General features: G+C 38.7%; 17 protein-coding genes and 1 tRNA gene. 14 read left to right on the top strand and 4 right to left on the bottom strand.

Going from position 1 to position 19,856, the window contains the following annotated elements; genetic code table 11:
• Window positions 1-8: 8 nt before the first annotated feature.
• The 10 genes from fabF (at window position 9) to AABJ44_RS05510 (ending at window position 12,459) form a co-directional block, all read left to right on the top strand.
• Window positions 9-1,262 carry a beta-ketoacyl-ACP synthase II gene (gene fabF / locus AABJ44_RS05465; protein WP_338370919.1) on the top strand — a complete coding sequence of 418 codons (1,254 nt, stop codon included), beginning with the start codon at window positions 9-11 and terminating at the stop codon, window positions 1,260-1,262.
• Between the two features lies 1 nt (window position 1,263).
• On the top strand, window positions 1,264-1,695 hold the full coding sequence (gene fabZ, locus AABJ44_RS05470) for a 3-hydroxyacyl-ACP dehydratase FabZ (RefSeq protein WP_338370920.1): 432 nt from the start codon (window positions 1,264-1,266) through the stop codon (window positions 1,693-1,695).
• Window positions 1,696-1,833: 138 nt separating this feature from the next.
• On the top strand, window positions 1,834-3,366 hold the full coding sequence (locus AABJ44_RS05475; protein WP_338370921.1) for a phytoene desaturase family protein: 1,533 nt from the start codon (window positions 1,834-1,836) through the stop codon (window positions 3,364-3,366).
• The gene (locus tag AABJ44_RS05480; protein ID WP_338370922.1) at window positions 3,363-4,559 is read left to right on the top strand and encodes a 2Fe-2S iron-sulfur cluster-binding protein; all 1,197 of its coding nucleotides are present in this window, start codon (window positions 3,363-3,365) and stop codon (window positions 4,557-4,559) included. The genes AABJ44_RS05475 and AABJ44_RS05480 overlap by 4 nt, the downstream gene beginning before the upstream one ends.
• 68 nt (window positions 4,560-4,627) lie before the next feature.
• Window positions 4,628-5,185 carry a hypothetical protein gene (locus AABJ44_RS05485; protein ID WP_338370923.1) on the top strand — a complete coding sequence of 186 codons (558 nt, stop codon included), beginning with the start codon at window positions 4,628-4,630 and terminating at the stop codon, window positions 5,183-5,185.
• A gap of 118 nt (window positions 5,186-5,303) precedes the next feature.
• The gene (locus tag AABJ44_RS05490; protein WP_338370924.1) at window positions 5,304-7,181 is read left to right on the top strand and encodes a penicillin-binding protein; all 1,878 of its coding nucleotides are present in this window, start codon (window positions 5,304-5,306) and stop codon (window positions 7,179-7,181) included.
• The gene (locus AABJ44_RS05495) at window positions 7,162-8,766 is read left to right on the top strand and encodes a motility associated factor glycosyltransferase family protein (RefSeq protein ID WP_338370925.1); all 1,605 of its coding nucleotides are present in this window, start codon (window positions 7,162-7,164) and stop codon (window positions 8,764-8,766) included. Before AABJ44_RS05490 ends, AABJ44_RS05495 begins: the two co-directional genes overlap by 20 nt.
• Before the next feature lie 32 nt (window positions 8,767-8,798).
• Window positions 8,799-10,031 carry a peptidoglycan DD-metalloendopeptidase family protein gene (locus AABJ44_RS05500; protein ID WP_338370926.1) on the top strand — a complete coding sequence of 411 codons (1,233 nt, stop codon included), beginning with the start codon at window positions 8,799-8,801 and terminating at the stop codon, window positions 10,029-10,031.
• An 11-nt stretch (window positions 10,032-10,042) separates the two neighbouring features.
• A complete protein-coding gene (locus tag AABJ44_RS05505) occupies window positions 10,043-10,279 on the top strand; it encodes a hypothetical protein (protein ID WP_074645462.1) in 237 nt (78 codons plus the stop codon).
• The gene (locus tag AABJ44_RS05510) at window positions 10,276-12,459 is read left to right on the top strand and encodes a polysaccharide deacetylase family protein (protein ID WP_338370927.1); all 2,184 of its coding nucleotides are present in this window, start codon (window positions 10,276-10,278) and stop codon (window positions 12,457-12,459) included. The genes AABJ44_RS05505 and AABJ44_RS05510 overlap by 4 nt, the downstream gene beginning before the upstream one ends.
• Window positions 12,460-12,542: 83 nt before the next feature.
• On the opposite strand, the gene AABJ44_RS05515 is transcribed toward AABJ44_RS05510, so the two are convergent.
• The 4 genes from AABJ44_RS05515 to ispE all read right to left on the bottom strand — a co-directional run bounded on the left by AABJ44_RS05515 (window position 12,543) and on the right by ispE (window position 14,484).
• Window positions 12,543-12,812, bottom strand: coding sequence for a hypothetical protein (locus AABJ44_RS05515; protein ID WP_074645459.1), 270 nt, complete (start codon window positions 12,810-12,812; stop codon window positions 12,543-12,545).
• Window positions 12,813-13,192: 380 nt separating this feature from the next.
• Window positions 13,193-13,265: transfer RNA gene (locus AABJ44_RS05520), tRNA-Gln, on the bottom strand.
• Between the two features lie 25 nt (window positions 13,266-13,290).
• Window positions 13,291-13,572: a septation regulator SpoVG gene (gene spoVG, locus AABJ44_RS05525; RefSeq protein ID WP_022933210.1), complete on the bottom strand. Its 282-nt coding sequence runs from the start codon at window positions 13,570-13,572 to the stop codon at window positions 13,291-13,293.
• A 42-nt stretch (window positions 13,573-13,614) separates the two neighbouring features.
• A complete protein-coding gene (ispE, locus tag AABJ44_RS05530) occupies window positions 13,615-14,484 on the bottom strand; it encodes a 4-(cytidine 5'-diphospho)-2-C-methyl-D-erythritol kinase (protein ID WP_338370928.1) in 870 nt (289 codons plus the stop codon).
• Window positions 14,485-14,648: 164 nt separating this feature from the next.
• Between ispE and AABJ44_RS05535 the strand changes: the two genes are divergently transcribed.
• The 4 genes from AABJ44_RS05535 to AABJ44_RS05550 all read left to right on the top strand — a co-directional run bounded on the left by AABJ44_RS05535 (window position 14,649) and on the right by AABJ44_RS05550 (window position 19,855).
• On the top strand, window positions 14,649-15,626 hold the full coding sequence (locus tag AABJ44_RS05535) for a hypothetical protein (RefSeq protein ID WP_338370929.1): 978 nt from the start codon (window positions 14,649-14,651) through the stop codon (window positions 15,624-15,626).
• An 85-nt stretch (window positions 15,627-15,711) separates the two neighbouring features.
• Window positions 15,712-16,266 (top strand): 50S ribosomal protein L25, encoded by a 555-nt coding sequence (locus AABJ44_RS05540; protein ID WP_074644577.1) that lies wholly within the window; start codon window positions 15,712-15,714, stop codon window positions 16,264-16,266.
• Window positions 16,267-16,349: 83 nt separating this feature from the next.
• A complete protein-coding gene (gene tilS, locus AABJ44_RS05545) occupies window positions 16,350-17,756 on the top strand; it encodes a tRNA lysidine(34) synthetase TilS (RefSeq protein WP_338370930.1) in 1,407 nt (468 codons plus the stop codon).
• On the top strand, window positions 17,753-19,855 hold the full coding sequence (locus AABJ44_RS05550) for a hypothetical protein (protein ID WP_338370931.1): 2,103 nt from the start codon (window positions 17,753-17,755) through the stop codon (window positions 19,853-19,855). The genes tilS and AABJ44_RS05550 overlap by 4 nt, the downstream gene beginning before the upstream one ends.
• Window position 19,856 lies beyond the last annotated feature (1 nt).

Here is a 19,856-nt window from a genome sequence, read left to right on the forward strand (position 1 = left end):
AAATAAAAATGGCAAACAGACGTGTTGTAATTACTGGAATGGGAGCTATTACTCCTCTTGGAAATACTGTAGAAGAAACTTGGGCTGGAATTAAAGCTGGAAAAAGCGGAATCGGTCCAATCACTCTTTTTGATGCATCAATCAATAAGGTTCACTATGCTGCAGAAGTAAAAAACTTTGATCCTTCTCTTTATATGGATTCAAAGGATGCCCGCAAGATGGCTCGCTTTACTCAGCTTGGTGTAGCTGCTGCTAAAATGGCACTTGATGATGCAGGACTTATGGGTAATGCAGAAGTTCTCGACGAAACAGGAATCATCCTTGGTGTTGGAATTGGTGGTCTTGAAGAAACTGAAGCAGACGTTCTTGGAATGGGAAGAATGGGTGGTGTAAAAACTAATCCTATGGCTATCCCAAAGCTTATTCCTAACGAAGTTGGCGGAAATATTGCCATTAACTTTGGCGTTCATGGTCCTGTTCAGTCAATTGCTACTGCCTGTTCTTCTGGTACAGATGCTCTTGGTGTTGCATTTGATATGGTTAGAAGCGGTCGTCTTGATACATGTTTGAGTGGTGGTGCAGAATCTACAATCTGTCAGTTCGGTGTTGTAGGTTTTGAAGTACTTCACGCTCTTTCTACAGGTTTTGATGAAGACCCAACAAAGGCAAGCCGTCCATTCGATAAGGATCGTAACGGATTTATCATGGGTGAAGGTTCTGCAATTCTCGTTCTTGAAGAGTATGAGCACGCTAAAGCACGTGGTGCAAAAATTTATGCAGAAATTGCAGGTTATGGTGCTTCTTGTGATGGATATCACCTTACAGCTCCAAATCCAGACGGAATCTGCGGTTCAAAGTGTATGACACGCGCCCTCAAGGATGCCGGAATGGATCCAAGCGAGATTCAGTATTACAACGCTCACGGTACTTCTACAATGAAGAACGATTCAAGCGAAACAAATATGATTAAGATTGCTTTCGGTGAAGAAAACGCACGTAAGCTTAAGATTTCTTCAACAAAGTCTATGCACGGTCACTGTCTTGGTGCTACTGGTGCTGTAGAAGCAATGATTTGTGTAAAAGCAATCAACGACAGCTTTGTTCCTTGTACAAAGAACCTCGATAATCCTGATGTAGAAGGCGGCTGTGATCTCGACTACGTTCCAAACAAGGGAATTGAAATGAATATTGATGCTGCTATGTCTGCAACATTCGGATTTGGCGGACACAACGGTGCTATCATTATCAAGAAGGTAAAGTAATATGGCTTTGACAGAAGATATAAAATCACTTTTGCCACACCGTGAGCCTTTCTTATTCGTTGATGCAATTATCAGCGCAGATGAAAAAGGTTGTGTTTGTGAGCATACCTTTACTGAAAATGAATTCTTTTTCAAAGGACACTTTCCTGAGTACCCTGTAGTACCTGGAGTAATCCTTTGCGAAACAATGGCACAGGCTGGTGGAGCAGCTCTCCGCTATCTCAACATTGTTCCTGCAGATGGACTTTTCTTCTTTGCAACTTTGGATAAGGTTAAGTTCCGCAATCAGGTTCGTCCTGGCGATAAGGTTCGCATGGAAATTGAGTTCCTCCGCAACAGTCCAAAGATGATTAAACAGTCCGGAAAAGCCTATGTTGGAGACACTCTTTGTGCTGAAGCTGAATGGATGTGTTTAGTTGGTTCTGCCAACTAAACTAAACAGAATATAAAGCGTTCAAAGCAGTTCGATTAGTCGGACTGCTTTTTTTATGCCCGAAAAGTATTCAAATATTTGCGATATCCAAAAAGTGGGGGTATACTGAATTTATACAAAAAGGAGAAATGCTTTCTTATGGAACCCCTCTATGATGTAATTGTTGTTGGTGCTGGAAATGGAGGTCTTGTAGCCGCCGGAACCACCGCAAAAAATGGATTCAAAACTTTACTTTTAGAAAAACATAATCTTCCGGGTGGATGTGCAACCAGTTTTATTCGTGGAAGATTCGAATTTGAGCCGTCTCTGCATGAACTTAGTGGAGTTGGTGTACCAGGTAACAGAGATTATGTTTACAATATCATTCATGATTTAGGAGCTGAGGTAGACTGGCGGTATGAGAAAAATATGTTCCGTGCAATTGTTACAGGTCCGGATGGATATGATGTAACAGTCCGCAGCGGAATAAAAGGTTTCTGTAAATCAGTTGATGAAGCTGTTCCTGGTTCATATAAAAAAGTAATGTCTTTATTTAAGCTGGCAAAGCATGATGGAAAAGCACTGTATTACATCACAAGAAAAAAAGGAAAACCTAATAAACTTGTAATGGCACTTCGCTACGGTAATTTTATGCGGGCTGCATCTCATACTGTAGAAGAAGTTGAGAAGGCTTTTGGAATTCCAGAAAAAGCACGAAATATCGTAAATACCTACTGGTGCTATCTTGGAGTGCCTACTAGTGAACTGAATTGTATGCATTATCTTAATATGCTCAGAAGTTATGTTGAATTCGGTGCTGCAATGCCTGCTAAGCGTTCTCATGAAATCTCAGAATCTCTTATAAAAGCCTTTCGCGATAACGGAGGAGAAGTCTGGTTCAACAGCAAGGTTACAGGTTTTCTGACAGATGATTCTGGAAAGGTTTGTGGCGTAGAAGTAAATGGACAGAAAATCTATGCTAAAGAAGTAATTTCAAACATCATTCCAAATAATGTGTTTAATATGATGGATCAGAAAAAGATTCCGTCAGTAGACCTTAAACTTGCAAATAGCCGTGAATTTGGAGTTTCAGTTTCAACAATTTATCTTGGGCTTGATTGCAGCAGGGAAGAACTTGGAATAGATGATTACACAACTTTTATTATGAATCATCCGGATCCAAAGGTGCAGCATGATACAAACGGACTATATATCGTGAACTGTTTAAATACTGTTATTCCTGAAAGTTCTCCAAAAGGAACCTGCACACTATTCTTTACAACCTTGTGTTATGGAAAGGATCTTCCAGATCTTAAACCGGAGGAATACAAAAAATACAAGAATGAGCTTGCAGAGAAATATATCGGTGAATACGAAAAACTTACCGGTAAAGATATCCGTTCCCATATTGAAGAAATCTCTGTTGCAACGCCAGTAACCTTTGCCCGCTATCTGGATACACCGGATGGAACTATTTACGGTTACAGACTTTCCGATTGGGATAATCTGATGGCGCGTGTAGCACACGAAGCAAAAGAATACACAATTCCAGGGCTTTCTTTTGTCGGCGGACATCATATTCGTGGAGACGGTTATTGTTCTGCATATTATACAGGTTCCTTTATTGGAAGCAGGGTAGTCAGAAAACTCAGGGCAGCACAGGAAGCAGAAAAAGAGGAGGCATCTAGATGAGTGGACTTAGAAAACTGAACATGATGGATTTTACAACTCTTATTCCTGTTCGCGAAAAAAAGATAGAATCATCACCAGAAGAAAAATTACCGGAGCTCAATGCATATAAGGCAAATAGACTGGCTGCGGCTCTTCATCCAAAAAGTCAGAAATTGATTGTATCAGATGTACAGATTTTGAATGACAGTGCAAAACTGTTTACACTTTGTCCTGATAAGGAAGCAGGAACAGAGCAGCTTGCATATTTTTCAGCCGGTCAGTATTTGTGCTTTACACTGAAAATTGGTTCGGTTTATACAACCCGACCTTATACAATCTGTTCTTCTCCGAAAGACGCCCTCAATGGAAAATATCAGATTCTTGTAAAGAAAGTTTCTGATGGTTTTGTTTCTGAATATATTCTGAATAATTGGGAAAAAGGAACAAAAGTTGTGTCTTCCGGACCTCTTGGAAACTTTACTTATGAACCGTTACGTGATGCAAAGACTGTAATTGGAATTGCTGGTGGAAGCGGTATTTCTGTATTTTATTCACTGGCAAAAGCTGTAAAAGAGGGAACTGAAGATTTTTCTCTTACAATTTTGTATGGCTCTAAAACTGAAAAAGATATTCTTTTGAAAAATGAGCTTGAGGAATTAGCGTCTGGTTGTGAAAAAATTAAGATTGTTCATGTACTCAGTGATGAGAAAAAAGATGAATTTGAAAACGGCTTTATTGGCGCTGATCTAATAAAGAAATATGCTGGAACAGATTCTTATTCTGTATTTGTCTGTGGACCAAAGGCTATGTATGATTTCTTAGAAAAAGAAATCCCTGCCTTAAATATCAGAAGAAAATTCGTAAGGTTCGAACTTTCTGGCGTAAGTAAACATGCAAAGGATTATAAGACCTTCCCTTGTGAAAAAGAGGGAACTTATAAGCTTACTGTTATCTGTGCCGGAAAAACGGTTACAGCTGAGTGTTCATCAGAATATACTCTGCTTTCTGCTCTTGAAAGAAACGGTATACCTGCTCCTGCAAGATGTCGAAGTGGTATCTGTGGCTGGTGCCGTTCAAGATTGCTCAGTGGCGAAGTTTTCATTCCGGAAGAAAGTGATGGAAGAAGATTAGCAGATGCTCAGTTTGGATATATTCATCCTTGTGCAACATTTCCTCTTGGAGATATCACATTGGAAATTCCTCCTGTAAATTGATTTTTGACAAAATAAAGATCTTAGGCTTATAATTGAATAACATATATTTTTAACAGGAGTGAATTATTATGAAGAAATATGTGAAGATTTTTGCTGCTGCAGTTGTGCTTCTTTGTGGAATGATTGTATCTGGTTGTAAAGATTTGAAAGATGCATTTACAGCACCTAAAGATACATGGTTTATGCGGCAAATTACATATGCTAACAAAGCAGGTAATGAAACTACTTTGAATGTATATCTTTGTTATACTGAAAATGGATTTGTAACAGAAACAAATGTGCAAATTGAGCCAGGGTTAAATGTTGTTGTTGTTGGATCAACAGAAGTAAATTCTGTTATTAATGGATTAACAGATTATAAATACATTATTAAGAATTTTTCAAATAGTACTAAAACTACTATTTCAAATTCAACTGATGATGATGCTAGTGATACAAAAACATATTCTTTTAAAATGTCTGCTTCAAAGTGGACATGGATGTATAATTTTATAGATCTTGAACCTCGAGGGAAAAATATTGCTCCATTTAATAAAGAGCATCCTTATACTAAACTAGATAATCTCCAAAATATTTCATGGAAAAAAATAATGGCAAGTTATCTTTTAGATAGTCTTCTCGAATAAGTTTTGTTTGATTAGTTAGTATAACCGTTATTGCTACCATCACAAAGTAATGACGGTTTTTTTATATCTAGAAATTATCTTAATTTAGGTTTACAATAGATATGGGTGGAAATTTATTGTGAATCAGTTCTTCAGACCTAAGCAGACAATTTTCTTTTTCATTTGCTGTGGAATCTGTCTTCTTGTTTTACTGTTTACATATGCGAAACTTTCTCTTCAACCGGTTACACCTGTGGCTCAGAATGTGCCACCTGTTGAGCGTGGTTCAATTGTAGACCGTTCCGGCTTTCCACTTGCAGTTCAGACTAATTTCTATCATGTCGGTGTATCTGTAAAAAATATAAAAGATAGCGAAAAAATCAAAACTCGTTTTGCAAATGATGTAGCTCCACTTCTGGAAATGCTTCCTGAAGAGGTTCTGGAAATAATAAATACAAACCGAAGTTTTGTTTATCTTAAGAAAAAAATAACACAGACAATGTATGAGCCTCTTAAACAGCTTACAGATGAAAAAGGTTATAATTTTGTAAGTTATGAAAAAATTCCTGGCCGTAATTATCCGAATCATGCACTTGCTTCTCAGTTAATCGGTTATATGGGTGATGATGGGCGCGGTCTTGCAGGAATTGAATTCTCCCAGCAGAGTGTGCTTGCTCCTTCAGGAACAGATGAAAACGGTGAACCACTCCAGGGACGAAATGTCTTTTTGAGTATAGATGCAAACCTTCAGTATAAGCTTGAACAGATTGCTCATAAAACAATGAACGAAACTCAGGCAGAAAGCATGATGCTTATTGCTGCTGATTGTACAACAGGTGAGGTACTTTCATACATAAGTCTTCCTTCTGCAGATTTGAATGAATATGGTTCTTCTATGATTGAAGCAAAAGTAGACAGACCAGCAATGACAGCCTATGAACCGGGATCTGTATTCAAAATCTTTACAGTTGGAATTGTTTACGACGAACATGGAATCTCTCCTAATGATTCTTTCCTTTGTGACGGAATGTATGAAAAGCGTATTGCCGGTGGTGAAACAATCAGAATTAAGTGTCTGGAGCATCATGGCTGGTGTACACCTAAAGACGGACTCCGTTATTCCTGTAACGATGTTCTTGGACAGATAAGCGACAGAATCAGTGAAGATGAATTTATGGCAAGAATCCGAATGCTTGGCTTTGGTAAGAAAACCGGAGTAGAGCTTCCTGGTGAAACCTCGGGTTCTGTAAAAGATACAACAAGCGCACTTTGGTCTGCGCGTTCAAAACCTACAATTGCAATCGGACAGGAAATCAGTGTGTCTGCACTTCAGATGGTACAGGCTGCTACTTCCATTGGAAACGGCGGTATTCCTGTTCAGCTTTCATTTATTCATAAGATTACAAATAAAGACGGTACAACTTATTATGAGCATGAACCTCAGTATAAGGACCGCGTTTTCTCAAAGAATACAGCTGATTATATCCTCAGTTGTATGGAAACAACTGCAAAGAGTGGAACAGGTTCCCGTGCAAATCTCCGCGATGTTGATATCGGTGTAAAAACCGGTACAGCTCAGATGGCAGATAAGGTACATGGCGGTTATAGTGATACAGACTTCCTTTCAAGCTGTATTGCTATTTTCCCGGTTGATGAACCTCAGATTGTTCTGTATATCGTAGTTGAAAAGGCTAAGGGTGAAACTTACGGTGGACGTATCGTAGCTCCTGTAATCGGAGAAGCCGCAGATATTATCATTGACCACCTTGGAATGAGCCGTGGCGGCGCCGCATCTCTTGAGCACAGTGGAGTAATAACAATTTCGTCATCTCAGGGAATTCAGGTTGGCTCAGTCGTTCCAGATTTTACCGGAAAATCAAAGCGTGAGCTTCTGCCTCTTATGGAACGTACAGACATCCGTCTAAATATAAACGGAAGCGGCTGGGTTACAAGCCAGAGCCCGGAGCCGGGAACCCCAGTTACGGAGAACATGGTAATTGAACTCAATCTGGAATAATAATTTCGAAGCGTTCAAAAAAAGATTCCCGCAGCTGGCACAGATGACTGGCAGTGAACCAGTTCCGCCAGAATCAATATGGAATCTTGAAAAAGCAAAAAATCAAAGTATAACAGCAAGTGAGGGTGGTGTACGACTTCATTCTGCCTATAATCCGGAAAGGGAAGCTTCCGGTGCGGTTGCTCGTGATGAAGTTTTTCAAAAATCTGCAGTTGTATTTTATGGCTTTGGACTGGGCTATCATGTAATCGAATTTGCAAAGCTGGCAATGGAGCGTGCTGCTGCTGGAAAAACACTTCCACGTCTTGTTTTAATTGAACCGGATGTAAAACATTTTTTTGCTGCTATGGCTGTTCTGGACTGGACTCCTGTATTTACTCTTGAAAATCTGATAATTGCTGTAGGCTGTCCGTCTGAATCTGTTCTGCCCTTACTTGAAGATGGAACAAAGGTAAATGTAGGAGAGACGGGTGTTTCAGATTCCTGGTTTTTTGATATTCCTTCTTTTACAGCTCATTCAGTTCCTTATTTTAATGAAGTTCGTTCTCTTGTTAAGCGAAATCAAAGAAAAAATGAAATAAATGCTGCAACCCTAAAAAAGTTTGGAAAACTCTGGTGTAGAAACAGTATCAAAAATATGAGCCAGCTTGAAAACTGTGCCGGTATTTCGCAGCTTGCAGATATTGCAGCTTCCTGTCCGTTTTTAATTCTTGGCGCAGGACCTTCTTTAGAAACAATTCTTCCATATATAAAAGAGATTTCAGAACGTACAATAACAGTCTGTGTTGAAACTGCTCTGCATACTCTTCTAAGGGCCGGCCTTCAACCAGATTTCATTCTTCTTACTGACCCTCAGTTCTGGGCATATCGTCATATAGCAGGCTTGGAAGCTCCTGAAAGTATTTTGATTACAGAAGCTTCGGCATATCCGTCTGTGTTCAGATTTAATTGCCGTAAAATACTATTGTGCGGTTCGCAGTTCCCTGTAGGTCAGTATTTTGAACAGAAGCTCGGCCTTGTGCCAGGAGATCTTGGAACAGGCGGTTCAGTTGCTTCCAGTGCCTGGAACTTTGCTCATTTCTGTGGAGCTAAAGAAATCTACACTGCCGGCCTTGATTTTGCTTTTCCTAATAAACAGACTCATATAAAAGGAAGTTCTGCGGAACAGACTTATCATACTCTTTCAAGCCGCCTTACAGCGCCAGACCGCTTTACAGCAGCCTCTTTGTACAGTGCCAACGCTGCACCTGGAAAAGACTATAACGGTTCAGTTGTACTTACAGACAGCCGCATGAAAATGTTCTCCTGGTGGTTTGAAGCACGCCTTGCAGCCTGCCCGGAAACTAAAACTTATACGCTATGTCCGCAGGGACTTGCAGTTCCAGGAATACAGAAAGCTGATGTTTCTGAACTTCTGAAGCACCCTGAAATCAAAGCTTTCAAACAAAAATTACTAAATCAGGCAGAAAATCTTCCGGCTCTGGTTTCAAATAATCCTGATAAAGAAAAACTACAGAATATACTTAAAAACTTCCCTCAATCAGATTTTCTTACAGCATATCCATTTTTGAAAGAATATCTCTAAACCGCCCCTTATTATTTACCGATATTTGAAGCATGGAAATAATAAGTTACGTTCAGGATAATTCCCGAAGCAGAAATTTTAAAAACTTTATAAATTTCAGTCTGCCGGAGTTACAGTTCAGGCATAAAGAGAGAAGCCAGTCAGCTTCAATAACATCAAATATTTTTTCTCCAGAACTTAAAAGCTTTTCTGCACAAAAAGTAAAAACCGATTTTTCTATACGCGTTTTCTTTAAGGTAATTGGAGCTTCAGTTTCAGAGGCTGGTTCTTTCATTAGAGAAAATATCAAAAAGCTTTCAGTGATTCTTGCATCTGTTCTTACAGCCGGAACTTTGTGCTTTTTCACATTAAAGCTTATAAATCATCATATAAATCATACAGGTCCACTTACTCTTCAGGGAGCTGATTCAGGTGATATTGAAAGTCTGAATAAACTGATGGCTAATTTTGCTCTTGAAGGTAAAATAGACTATGATGAAACAGGAAATCTTCTTGATGTTGATGTATCTTCTGTAAAACCAAATTTTACACAGCCTGTAACTTTCCAGACTTACAAGGTTCGTTCGGGTGATACAATCAGTGGAATTGCTAAGAAGTTTGGCCTTACAAATATTTCAACTTTGATTTCTGTAAATGATATCGGAAATGTTCGACAGTTAGCTGCTGGTCAGAAACTCCGTATTCCTTCAATTGACGGAATTGTATACACCGTTAAAAAGGGCGATTCACTTAATTCAATTACAGGCAAATATAAAATCAGCCTTGAACAGCTTCTTGATGTAAATGAGCTTACAAGCGAAACTTTAAGTGCCGGCCAGCAGTTATTTTTGCCTGGTGCGGCTATGGATGCTGCTTCTTTAAGAAATGCAATGGGTGAACTCTTTAGAATGCCTATCGCTTCTCAATTCCGCTGGTCTTCTCCATACGGCTATAGAATTGATCCTATTGCCGGTGTTAAATCTTTCCATACAGGAACTGATATGGCTTGTCCTACAGGGACACCGATTCTTGCTGCAATGAGTGGAAAAGTAACTACAACTGGTATCAATCGTGTTTATGGAAATTATGTAATTATTGATCATGGTAACGGATATCAGACTTTGTATGCTCATATGTCAAAAATAATTGCAAGTAAAGGGCAGTGGGTTAGCCAGGGAACCAGAATTGGTCTGGTAGGTTCAACCGGCTATTCAACAGGTCCTCATCTTCATTTTACAGTATATAAAAAAGGAAAATTAGTAGATCCAATGACGGTTCTAAAATAGGGGGATTTTTTATGTGTATCTGCGGTGGCTGTGGAAAGTTAATCGACAAGAAGTTTTATTATTGCCCTTGGTGTGGTAAATCCCGTGTAGTTCAGGAAAAAGATGATAGTGCTGAATTACGTTATGCGAAATTTAAGGAAAAACAATTCCAAAAGCGTTATAATCAATTAGAAAAGATGGAAGAACAGCTTGATTCTCTGGAAAAAGAGCTTTCCATTCTTGTTTTAAGTGCGGAGATGCATAAATGAAAAAAACAGGTATACTGTGTCTGGTTGTAAGCCTATTCTCTTTCTCTTTATTTGCCGGTACTTCCTTCGGGAATCCGGATTTAAATCTTAACGACGAAATTCTTTTTACCGTACGTCACAATATGGTTGGAACGAGCCCATATAAATCACTTTTCTATGCGGCTTTGAAAGATGGCAAACCTGATGGTATACCTGAGGTTATAACCTGCTATCCGGAACAGATGGAACTTCTTTCTGGAGGAGACGTTCTTCAGATCAGAAACAGATATGGAATTGCCCGTTATTCACAAAAGAATGGATCAGTTAACTGGATAGAAAAAAGTTCCACAATGCCGGAAAATATAGTACCAGTTGTTCCATATGCAGTAAGTCCTGATGGAAAATATTTTTGCCGCATAGAGCGTACTTCAATTTATTCAGGAAATCTGATGCTCGTAAGTACTCAGACAGGAAAAAGCAGTGTGCTTTGCGAAGGTGTTCTCAATTCGTATGAAGATCTTCCTATAAAATGGGCGCCAGACAGTTCTGTTCTTGTATATGAAAAGAACAATGGAGTTTACTTTTGTAATCCGGATGCAGTACTCCGCGGTGTAGAAATTGATGAACGATATAGAAAAATCGGTCGTGGCTCAATCAATTCTGTTTACTGGGCTTCATCAAAATTCCTTGCTTATGTAGATGATTATCTTTTATACAAAATCAATACAAAAGAACTTTATACACTCGGCCTTTATTCCGGAATAATAGGGCAGGGAAAGCCAATGGGACGCCTTCCATTCCAGTTTAATCCTCTTACAGATAAATTCTCCTGTAATAGTGAAGTAACCTCGGCAGTTGTAACTCAAAACGGAAGACTCTTTACTTATCTTGTAGTTCGTAGTGCTTCCTGTGATTATATGGATGTTATTTATTCCCGCCCATATACAGAATCAAATGCATCACTTGTAGCTTCTTATATTTTCTGGGATGCAGCAGGTAAACCTGTTCTCTGGCAGGAAAAACTTCCGTTCGACGGCATTAAGGAACGTGGTTCTGTTTATAAACTGGATACCCTCGCTCAGCATGTTTTAGAGATTGAAGATTCTGGAAAACCTTTTGTCTCTCCAAACGGCACTAAGGCTGCTTTCTTTGCCGGTTCAACAGTTTATGTTTATGATATTAATACCTGGAAACGACTTGCAGTTCTTTCCGGAGAAAAAGTTGTTTCTGCAATCTGGACAGATGATTCAAACCTTTATGTCGGTGGAGAAAAGAGTATCCGAAAATGGAATATTCATACAAATAAGGCCGATACAATTACTCTGTCTTCTGTAAATGCCGGTTATTGGAATACTACTGATTATTCAATTATTGCAGATGCAGGTAATTCAAATTATTACAAATATAATTCAGATAAAAGAACATGGTCAAAAATTGATTTTTCAGAGAACCCTGTTCCTGTTAAACAGAATGGACGTTACAGAGTGTTTATAGGAAGTACTCCAAACAAAAATTATGATAATGCTCTTTATGTACGTTCTTTAAGTAAACGAGCTGTTACAATTCCTTTATATAAAGAAAGTACCAGAAAGATGCCGGAAAAGAAAAAGGCAGCCCTTGTATTTGAACTTTATGATAATGCAGATGGACTTCCTTTGATTCTTTCTGAATTAAAGAAGTTTAATGTAAAGGGAAGTTTCTTTATAAATGGTGAGTTTATTAGACGTTATCCGGCAGAAACAAAACAGATTGTAAATAATAATCATCTGTGTGCATCAATGTTCTTTACAACTGCAGATCTTACAGAAAACAGTTTTGTAATCAACGAAGACTTTGTACGCCGTGGTTTGGCCCGTAATGAAGATGAGTTCTATGCCTGTACTGGAACAGAGCTTACATTATTCTGGCATGCACCATATTATTCAATTTCTCCTGAACTGATTTCTTATGGAGAAAACGCTGGTTACACATATGTAAATACTGTAACAGAGGTTTCCGAGTTTAAGAATCCAGATATGGATCCTGAAAAACTGATTAAGAAATATTGTGTCGGATTGGAAAAATCAGGTGGTGGAGTAGTATCAGTTGTAGGTGGATTCTCACAGAGTAATCATTCAAGACCGCTTTATAAATATGTTGCGTTGTTGATTAGTGCATTACTGGATAGCGGTTATGAACTGGTGGATTTAAACAGCTTGTAGACCGTTTGTGGTGTAAAGCTAAAATAAAAAAACAGTCCAGTTGGACTGTTTTTTTATGCTATTCTTTATTGCCTGTCATAGGCTTATACTTCATCTTCGTCCTGGAAGCGGCTGCGATATGAACCGTATCCGTCTTCTTCTTCAACGTCATCGTAAGGTTCGTCTACGTCCTCTTCTTCTTTGAAAACATCGTCGTAGTACAAGTCTGCATCATCATCGAAATCATCAAGAGCTTCGTCATCCTCTTCGTAGTCATCGAAGTCATCATCGAAATCATCATCATATTCATCGTCGAAATCATCGCCGTATGAAAAAGACATTGTTAATTCTTCAAAATCTGAATCAGCAGACATAAAAACCCCGCATTGTTTTTGTGGAAAGCACTGATTATAAACTTTATAAACTCACCGCCAAATAATATAATTCAAAGTGCCTAAAAAGTAAATAAGTTTTAGTGATATTCAGCGGAAAATTCTTCGGTTATTTTGAAAAGATTGGAATTTAGTGCAATAGGAGGGGAAAGTCTTCCCCTCGCTTCAAACGCCTGCGGTGTTTTCCGCTACCCCTTCTGCGGGGAGGGCCCCGCAACGCCCCCCGGTTGGCTCATAAGATGAAGTTCACCGGCTCATAAATTGAACTCTGAGTGTTTTTCAATATGCAGTATTGTTTAGTAATCTCAGAGTTCTGACCCAGAAAATAAAAAAGCGAGCTATTCAGCTCGCTTTTTTATTTTCTGGGTCGACAGGATTCGAACCTGTGGAATGACGGCACCAAAAGCCGTTGGCTTACCGCTTGCCGACGACCCAAAGATGCCTAGTATTATATAATATTTTAGTCGTCTGGGGAAGTACCTGTTTCTACGTGACCTGCATTATATTCTGCGAGAATCTTGTCCTGCAGTTCGGTACGGAACTCTGGGCTGATAGGATGGGCTACATCCTTGTATTCCCCGTTGGCAGTTTTACGGCTTGGCATTGCAATGAACAGGCCGCTCTTGCCTTCGATAATTTTTACATTGTGAACAACAAAGCAGTTATCAAAAGTAACTGTAACGTAAGCACGGAGCTTACCTTCGTCCTCAACCTTTCTAATTCTCAATTCGGTAATCTGCATAAATCATCTACCTCCGCAAAATTACACCGCAAAACTATAATCTTATACAGTCCGCGCTAATTTACAGTTCCAAGAATCTGCGAGTTTTTCTACTGCAGATTCAGCCAGCTGCCTGGAAGCAAATACCCCAAAAACTGTTGAACCGGAGCCTGACATTTGTGCGTAATTACAGTTCAGGGCTTTTAAAGCCTCAATTGCTCGCCCAATCTCTTCGTATTTTTTAGAAATCACGGGCGTAAAAGTATTAATAAAAGTCCAATTTTCCGGCGGCTTTCTGTAAACCAGCTCTAGCTCATCAAATTCAGGACTTACCAAAACTTTTCCACCGGCAAAAGCCTCATCCACCAGAGCATATGCTTCTTTAGTGGAAGAGCTCACCTTAGGAAAAATCAATACCAGGAAAAGGTCTTCTCGCCCATGGATTTTCTTTACCACTTCACCACGACCAGATACCAGAGCACAGCCCCGGCCTTGTTCATCGCAGTGCATAAAGAAAAAAACATCACTGCCTGTCTCGGCAGCAATATTATCCAGATCGCTGTCAGATAACCTTACGTTACAAAGCTTTTCAAGCATTCTTACCAGAGCGGCTGCATCAGAAGAACCACCGCCAAGGCCTCCTCCAGAAGGAATTCCCTTCTTTAGTTCAACCTTAACACCTGGCACCTCACAGTCCACAACCTTACAAAATGCATTGTAAGCCTTTGTAAGAGTATTATTCTCAGGCAGTTCCATGTCGCTGCAATGCACAAAACAGCCTTCTTCTGCTGTTACTGTCAAAGTCAACTCGTCAAATAAATCAACCGTCTGGAAAATACTCTCAATGCCATGAAATCCGTCTGCACGCCCGGGAAGTACCCGAAGACCAAAATTTATTTTTGCATACGCCCAGCCAGAAATTTCATGTTCCATTAATATAATTATATACTACTTTTGCTAGTAGTCAAACTTTTTTCGTTTATGACTTTTAGTCTCAAAAGTCATAAAAAAACTTTTAAATTTTATAAATCTATTGTAAAATTAAATATCAATAAAAAAAATTTGAACTAAATAATAAAAAGTTTTGGAGTTAAAAAATGAAAAAATCAGTTTTCGCATTAATTTTCCTTTTATTATCTGTTTTTGTTTATGCTGATAATTCTGAGCCTCAGGAAGAAGAACCGCAGCTTTTTTATGTAATTACCGCAGAAGAATTACAGCACTTTTTCCAATGCTGGAACTGGCTGCAAAATTGGGAAGAGGGTAAAATTAAAATTCCTGATGATGAATTTGCAAGGGTATATGAAAATCAGATCGGAAAGAAACTTTTTTCTGCAATGCTTTATGAAAGCTTTTTTATAAACACAAAGAATAAAAATATTCAGAAACAGGTTAAAAAATATATTCAGAAAAACAATCTGGAAGAACAGCCTTTTGAAAAAGCCCTCTTGAAAAAATACAGTTCAAAGAAAACAACCAGTAAACAGGGAGATAAGAAAGTTATTCAATATTCTTATAAGGATTCTGAATTTGATGAGAATATAAATCTGTCAGATTTTTATGAAGTACATCCTTTTAATGATGAATTTGGAATTATGCTGTTCAATAATGACTGGAATGTTATGGCGAAACGGTCTATGGAAACTAAACAGCCAGTTGATGAAAAGAAATTAATTTACATCATTGGCGGTGGAACAAACTCCATGACAATAACTGTAGAAGAATATGAAAATGTAACAGTAAATAATGTAAAAGATATAATCAATATTACAAAACTGGATAATATTTCACAAAAGTATAATGATGACTGGTTTTTTGCAGAACCTGAAAAAATCGGTATACTGGAGAACTGTGGTGTTGATAATTATTATGTAGGATATGGTATAGGCCCTGATTACTTTGTTCCAGAAATTGCCTGTGCAGATTTTGTAACTTGCATGTATAAGAAAAGTACAAACAAAGTTTATAAAATGCATATATATATGAATTATTCGAAAATTAATATAAATTATGAAATACGGAATAGAATCTATAACTATTTGAAGTTCTTTACCTTATTCTGCTATTGTGATTAACAGTAACTTGTCCCAGTCTTGAATAACTTACTGATTTCTGTTAATATTGTTCAATATTTTTAAGGATATAAGGAGCTTTAAGAAAATGAGTAAGCAGACACTCGAAGCAAAACTTCGTACAGCTACTGGTAAAACAGCTGCTAAAAATCTTCGCAAAGAAGGACGTATCCCTGCCGTTGTTTACAATTCAAAGGGCGAGGCTACATCTATCGAAGTTGGCGAAGTAGAATTCAACAAGATCTGGAGAACTATCACTCCAACAACTTCTATCACTCTTAACGTTGATGGAAAAGAATCTCTCGCTTTGATCAAGGACGTTGAATACAACATCCGTAACGACAAAGTTCTTCACGCAGATTTCTTTGCACCAGATGCAGACGAAAAACTCGTTATGAAGATTAAGATCCACTACACAGGAACTCCAGCTGGTGTTCTTAAGGGTGGTTTCAAGAAAGAACGCAATAACGAAATCAAAATCAAGGCAGCTATTGCTGACCTTCCAGAAACAATCACAGCTGATATTTCAGGAATCAACGTTAGTGAAGCTCTCCGTGTAAAGGATCTCAAGCTTGACAGCAAGGTTGAAGTTCTTACAAGCGCTGAACTCCCACTCGTAACTGTATCTCCAGCTCGTGGTTAATTTCCACACCGCAAGGTACTCGCTAATTAGCACTTTTTAGTGTATAATAAAGACTGTTCTGTTTTCAGAACAGTCTTTTTTTTATGTGTGAGTTTGAGAAGAAAGTTTGGAATGGTTTAATTGAATGCGGCTTACAGCTGGATTCTCCTGCCGGAAAAGTTATTGGCGGAGGTCAGCGCATCGGTGTTGCCGTATCGGGTGGAGCAGATTCTGTTTCGCTGCTGCTTTCTCTCTCTCAGTTTTTTTCGCCTTTATATGTAATCACTGTAAATCATAATATACGGCCAGCTGCGGAGAGTCGCGGCGACGTGGACTTTGTTCTTGAAGTATGCGAAAGACTTCGCCGCGAGGGACGGCAGATTGAATGCGATGTCGTGGAACTTGAGCGAGGGGCTGTTGCGGCAGAAGCGGAGAAGCGCGGCGGTGGTATAGAAGAAGCAGCTCGGTATTTACGTTACGCGGCGTTCGGACGTTTTGTGACGGAGCGGGGCTTGGATGCTCTGTGTCTTGCACATAACCGGAACGATCAGCTGGAGACGGTGCTCATGCGCTTTTTGCAGGGGAGCCCCGCGGAGGCTGCGGCTGGTATCAGAGCGCGGCGGGAATGTTTTATAAGGCCGCTGCTGGGAGTAACGCGGCGGGAAATCGAGGAATATGTGGCTAGCCGGGGCTTTGAGTGGCGGACGGATAAAACTAATTATGAGACGGATTATCTTCGTAATAAGATACGGCTTAAGCTTGTTCCATTTCTTGATGAAAACTTTTCCGGCTGGCAGACTGCAGTTCTTAATGGAGCTCAGAAAGCTGCTGAAGATTCAAGGCTTATACAATCATGCATAGAAAAATATCCTCTTGTGCTTACAAAAGACGGTTCTGTTGAACTTCCTTTTTCAGATTTTCTTTCAGCTCCTGATGCTGTAAAATACCGTCTTTTACTCGAGGCCTGTAATAAAGCCGGTGAGACATCCCGTATACCTCATCAGTTTCTCAAAGATGTAATTTCTGTTTTTAATAACAAAACTTCAGAAAATAATTATGATTACTCTTTTATAAAGCATTTTTCTGATATAGACATCATCTGTGAAAAAAAGCATCTTTTTGTAAAAAAACACACAGAAAACAATACGGATTTGTTTTTTTCTGATATAATAGAAGAAACTGGAACATTTGAGTTTCCTTTCGGATTTTTAAATGTTTTTAATTACAGGGAGCAGAATGGACAGGGCTTTGTTTCTGTCAGTGCTGCAGAAGGAAGTGTTATAGACTGTGTTCCGATTCCTTTTCTGGTAAGGAATACAATTCCAGGTGATACTGTAATCTGTGCTGATAAATCGGAAAAAAAAGTTTCTGATATTTTTTCAGACTGGCATGTTTCATCTGCTGAACGTCCGCTAATCCCGGTAATTCAGATTTTGAATGAAAAATCCCAGAGCATAAAAGCTGTTCTTGGTGGATTTTTAGGATATAAGGATTGGATTGTAAAGTTATGAAAAAGTTAGTAATTAGTTGTCTTTTTTCGTTAGTTATTTCCTTTTCTGTAATTGCGCAGAATTCTGCTGCAGCGGCAAATAAAAATACTGCACTGCGATGTCTCAAACTTGCTGAAAACTGTCTTGTTGCCGGAGACTGGCAGAATGCTTTAAGTCAGGCTGAACTTGGACTTTCATATGATAATTCAATTTCTGATCTTTATTATATAAAGGCTGCAGCTTCTCTTAATCTTGGTGGAACTAAGGCTGCTGCTCTCCGTCTTTTATCTTCTGCTTTTGAACGTTCAAGCTGGGCAGGGTATACAAAGAATGGAGCTCGTATTTTCCTTGCAGATCTTCTTTCTGATACAGGTCTATATGAAGAATCTCTTTCTGTTATTGATAGTGAACCATTTATTTATTCTGCAGATGCAGAGTTTATCCGTATAAAGAATTATTATCGTATTGGAACTAAAGATTCTTTGAGTCAGGCTCGTCAGAGACTTAATAGTGACCGCAGAGTTTATCCATCTGATCAGCGTTTTTCTGAAATCTTTTTCATGTTTGAATCACTTTTTATGAGTGAAGCTGAACGAGATGGTCTAAAATATACTATCCCTCAGATTGTAATTACAATTGCAGATTCTTATATAGCAAAACTACCTGATTATTCAGACAGAAATCAGGAACTCGAACTGATGGCTGTTTCTTTTGCCCGTGGAGAGGAAAAACACCGTCTCATAAAAGCAATTGACGCCAAGAACAAGAACCTTAGTGCGCTGCTTGCTATTGCAGCCTTACGTGCCGGCATTTACACTGATGAGCAGGCTTTTGATATGTTCTTCAGCGCTTCCGGTTCTGAACTCTCTCTTGATTTACTTGAAACTTTTATTGCACTTCTTTCTGATGAAGCTGTAATTCAGCGTGCTGCAGAAACTCTTGCTGATTATACAGGAACTCTTTATATCGATGAAAATATGGACCTTCAGTATGAGTTTACAGTTCAATATGAAAATGGCCGTCCTCAGTATATAAAATATGATGGAAATAACGACGGTGAAACAGAACTTTATTCTTCTTGTGATTTTGGTGCTCCGATTTTTGTTTATTTCAATACAAGTCGAATTCAATTCTTCTATGATACTTTCCCGAGAATTTCAAAGGTTCATTATTCAGATAATAATCTGATCTTCAATTTCCTTCATGATGATTTTGTATTTTCACCTTTTGATTTTATGACTGATACAGTTTTTGCACGTACTGGAGCAGAATTCTATATTCCATATATTTCAAAAGAAATTGCAATTCCTCTCCCTCAGGAACTCATTGAAAAGGCATCAAGTTTTGAACTTCCTGTTACTGAGCGTGATGACGCAAAAATTGTTTATACTCTTTCTGGTGGAAATATTGTATTTGCTGAGTTCTACGAAAAGAATAAACGTTATGCTTACTGTGATTTTACAAAAGAAAGCTCTCTCGTTCGTTTTGTTGATTATGATAATGATGGCAGTTTTGAAACTACAGAGTTTTATTCAGAAATACCTTTTGCGCAGGATGGCCTTCGCTCAGAAGAAAATGACCGCATTATTTCAAGTGTATTCAACTTCATAGATGGCCGTTCAGATCTGTATCTCCGCAAAATTCAGGTAGACAGAAATGCAAATACTTTCTGCGAGTTCTCAGAGGAATATCTGGAATACAATGGAAAGGTAACTATCTGGGATAATGATGATAATGGTCTTCCAGACTGTCAGTATATTCGCTATCCGCAGAAAACAGATGAGTCATTAATCGAAGAGTCTTTGTATTTTGATTCAAATGGACTTCAGATTCTTTCAATCACTCTGGCTGATGGTGTGCCTGTTAAAATGAATGCAGAAGGCACAGAGGTTATGGTATATGCCGGAGAAACTGAGGGACTCTATTGGATTGATCAGAAAGGAACTTTAGATGAAGAGACTTCTGTTTTAGATTTTGTTTCACGCGGTCTTGAACAGGGTAAGATAGATTTGTTTGATTATGAAGAACAGAGAATATCAGTTATAAAGGTTGGTTCTTCTTATTTCTGTCGTAAAGTTCCTGCAACTGTTGTGTCGCTTGAAGAAGGAGCTGCTGAATAAT

The sequence above is a fragment of the Treponema bryantii genome (genome assembly GCF_036492245.1).
In the GTDB taxonomy this organism is placed as follows: domain Bacteria; phylum Spirochaetota; class Spirochaetia; order Treponematales; family Treponemataceae; genus Treponema_D; species Treponema_D bryantii_C.

Coding starts and splice junctions, on each gene's coding strand:
- fabF (WP_338370919.1), top strand. CDS start 9: ATGGCAAACAGACGTGTTGTAATTACTGGAATGGGAGCTATTACTCCT.
- fabZ (WP_338370920.1), top strand. CDS start 1,264: ATGGCTTTGACAGAAGATATAAAATCACTTTTGCCACACCGTGAGCCT.
- AABJ44_RS05475 (WP_338370921.1), top strand. CDS start 1,834: ATGGAACCCCTCTATGATGTAATTGTTGTTGGTGCTGGAAATGGAGGT.
- AABJ44_RS05480 (WP_338370922.1), top strand. CDS start 3,363: ATGAGTGGACTTAGAAAACTGAACATGATGGATTTTACAACTCTTATT.
- AABJ44_RS05485 (WP_338370923.1), top strand. CDS start 4,628: ATGAAGAAATATGTGAAGATTTTTGCTGCTGCAGTTGTGCTTCTTTGT.
- AABJ44_RS05500 (WP_338370926.1), top strand. CDS start 8,799: ATGGAAATAATAAGTTACGTTCAGGATAATTCCCGAAGCAGAAATTTT.
- AABJ44_RS05505 (WP_074645462.1), top strand. CDS start 10,043: ATGTGTATCTGCGGTGGCTGTGGAAAGTTAATCGACAAGAAGTTTTAT.
- AABJ44_RS05510 (WP_338370927.1), top strand. CDS start 10,276: ATGAAAAAAACAGGTATACTGTGTCTGGTTGTAAGCCTATTCTCTTTC.
- AABJ44_RS05515 (WP_074645459.1), bottom strand. CDS start 12,812: ATGTCTGCTGATTCAGATTTTGAAGAATTAACAATGTCTTTTTCATAC.
- spoVG (WP_022933210.1), bottom strand. CDS start 13,572: ATGCAGATTACCGAATTGAGAATTAGAAAGGTTGAGGACGAAGGTAAG.
- ispE (WP_338370928.1), bottom strand. CDS start 14,484: ATGGAACATGAAATTTCTGGCTGGGCGTATGCAAAAATAAATTTTGGT.
- AABJ44_RS05535 (WP_338370929.1), top strand. CDS start 14,649: ATGAAAAAATCAGTTTTCGCATTAATTTTCCTTTTATTATCTGTTTTT.
- AABJ44_RS05540 (WP_074644577.1), top strand. CDS start 15,712: ATGAGTAAGCAGACACTCGAAGCAAAACTTCGTACAGCTACTGGTAAA.
- tilS (WP_338370930.1), top strand. CDS start 16,350: ATGTGTGAGTTTGAGAAGAAAGTTTGGAATGGTTTAATTGAATGCGGC.
- AABJ44_RS05550 (WP_338370931.1), top strand. CDS start 17,753: ATGAAAAAGTTAGTAATTAGTTGTCTTTTTTCGTTAGTTATTTCCTTT.